This is a genomic window from Frankia sp. EI5c (genome assembly GCF_001636565.1).
Taxonomy (GTDB): Bacteria; Actinomycetota; Actinomycetes; order Frankiales; family Frankiaceae; genus Parafrankia.
In genome coordinates this window covers 1-1,611 of the sequence record NZ_LRTK01000155.1, presented here as the reverse complement: position 1 = coordinate 1,611, position 1,611 = coordinate 1, and the positions used below count along the sequence as shown (strand labels likewise).

The 1,611-nt window shown below is 61.7% G+C and carries 1 protein-coding gene and 1 pseudogene; both read right to left on the bottom strand.

Annotation, left to right across the window (positions count from 1 at the left end):
• Positions 1-152: 152 nt before the first annotated feature.
• Positions 153-719 (bottom strand): annotated as a pseudogene (locus UG55_RS45005) (transposase); the annotation flags it as partial.
• A 1-nt stretch (position 720) separates the two neighbouring features.
• On the bottom strand, positions 721-1,436 hold a 716-nt coding region (locus tag UG55_RS45000), incomplete at its 3' end, for an IS256 family transposase (protein WP_242425173.1).
• Between the last annotated feature and the right edge of the window lie 175 nt (positions 1,437-1,611).

The following is a 1,611-nucleotide window of genomic DNA, read 5'->3' as shown; positions in this document are numbered from 1 at the left end:
GAAACTCGTTTTCCATCCGCAGTTCACGGTTCTGCCGTTCGAGTTCACGTAGTCGAGCGGCACTGTCGTCGACGGCAGGCGGAGGCGTCTCGTCGAGCCTGTCACGATTTTCGTGTAAGCCGAAGGTGAATGACTTACTGTCGGTAACAGTATCAGAAGGATAGTCGTCCGGGGAACAGATTGACGAGCGTGTTGAGTGCGATTTTCCAGCCGTGGGTTCCTGTCCCTGATTCACCGCCTCGCTGGCTGGAGATGTTCCGGAGTCCAAGGTAGAGGAGTTTCATCGCGGCATCCTTGTCGGGGAAGTGGCCGCGGTTCTTGGTTATTTTTCGGAGCTGGAAGTTGATGGATTCGATGGCGTTGGTGGTGTAGACGATTCTCCGGAGTTCCGGGGGGAAGTCGAGAAACGGGATGAACTCGTCCCAGGCGTGGCGCCATACGTCCACGGCACCGGGGTAGCGGGCACCGAAGGCGGTGTCGAACGCGGCCAGGCCGAGTTCGGCGGCTTCCAGGGTCGGAGCGGTGTAGATCTCCTTCATGGCCTTGACGACGGCTTTCCTGTCGCCGTAGGACACAAACCGCATGGCATTCCGGATGACATGGACCACGCAGGTCTGGACGATGCTGTCCGGGAAGACTGCGGTGACGGCGTCGGGGAGGCCCGTCAGCCCGTCGCAGCAGACGATGAGGACGTCACGGACGCCCCGGTTCCGCAGATCNGCGAGGACCTTCTGCCAGAACTTCGCCCCCTCGCTGTCCTGGATCCAGCAGCCGAGAGCGTGCTTGCGGCCGTCGATATCGACCCCGATCGCCAGATATGCGACCTTGGTAGAGACTACGCCGTTGTCCTTGACGCGCAGGCGGATCCCGTCCACGTACATGATCGGGTAAACCTCGTCCAGCGGCCGGGACTGCCAGGTCTTGATCTCGTCGACGACGACGTCGGTGACATTCGAAATCAGTTCTCGGGACGCCTCGACACCGTAAACCTCAGCCAGATGCGCCTCGATGTCCCGAGTCGTCATACCACGGGAGTACAGGGACAGGATCGTGTCGTCGAGATTCCCGATACGCCGCGCCCGCTTCGGCACGATTACCGGCTCGAACGTGCTGTTCCGGTCTCGTGGTACCTCGATCTCGACCGGTCCGTTGCGGGTCGAGACCGTCTTCACTGAAAGGCCGTTTCGGGAGTTTCCCGTGCCGTGCCCGGACGGATCACCGGACTCGTAGCCGAGATGATCGGTCATCTCGGCCTGGAGTGCCCGCTCCAGAACCGCCTTCGTCATCTGGTTCAGCAGACCATCGACGCCGTCGATCGGCGTGCCGCCCGCCTTCGCATCCGCCAGCAAAGTGTCGATCACCTTCGACGGGAACGCTTCCGCGATCACTTGGGCTGCCGCGTTGTCACGCTCGCGACGCTTTACATTCGGTGCCATAAGATGACCCTTTCCGACCGACCGGTTACGATAGGTCGATCCTTGGTCACCTTCGGCTTACACGCTTCGCATGACACGCCCGTCTCGTCGGCGTGCGCGCGGCGGTAGGCGGCGACCCAGACCCCGAGGGTTCCCTCCAGGATCCCGAGTTCCCGTGCGACATCGGAGATCGGAC